Origin of the sequence: Kitasatospora nipponensis (assembly GCF_039528135.1) — a bacterium.
In the GTDB taxonomy this organism is placed as follows: domain Bacteria; phylum Actinomycetota; class Actinomycetes; order Streptomycetales; family Streptomycetaceae; genus Kitasatospora; species Kitasatospora nipponensis.
The window spans coordinates 1-557 of record NZ_BAAALF010001025.1; the positions used below are offsets into that span (position 1 = coordinate 1).

Genomic DNA, 557 nt, shown 5'->3' on the forward strand with positions numbered 1-557 from the left:
GCACTGGCCGTGCACGCGATGACGAGCAGGCCCGACCTGTTGCTCGACGCGACCGGCGACCGGCTGCATCAGGACTATCGCCGCCCGGCGTACCCGGCCACGGTGCGACTGGTCGACGAGCTGCGCTCCCGCGGCATCGCTGCGGCGGTGTCCGGGGCGGGCCCGACCGTGCTCGCCCTCCCGTACGGGGAGCAGTCGGGCGCGGGAATAGTGCCGCCGGACGTCGACGTTGACGGATACGAGATCCTCGCACCGGCGATCGACCTCGACGGTGTGCAGATCTACCTGGCCTGACGAGGGCCTCGTCAGTTGCGGCAGGCCGGGTTTCCCTCCAGATGACCTTCCGGCCGGCAAGAGTGAGGCACGCCACTGAGCGGGGTGGTTGTTGCACCCACAGGGTGGGCGGTCTACGCTCGGGGGCGTTCGGTCACCGTGCTCATTTCCGCACCCGGTGATGGTCACGGGAACCTCTCCCGGTCACATCTTCCGTTATCTCGACGGGGGTAACCGGTATCGCGGTGGTCGGCCCCATCTCTTGCAGGCGGCTGGCGCCGCTG

General features: G+C 69.3%; 1 pseudogene. It reads left to right on the top strand.

The features are described 5' to 3' along the window. Positions 1-294, top strand: a pseudogene (locus ABD323_RS44670) (homoserine kinase); the annotation flags it as partial. Positions 295-557: the final 263 nt, after the last annotated feature.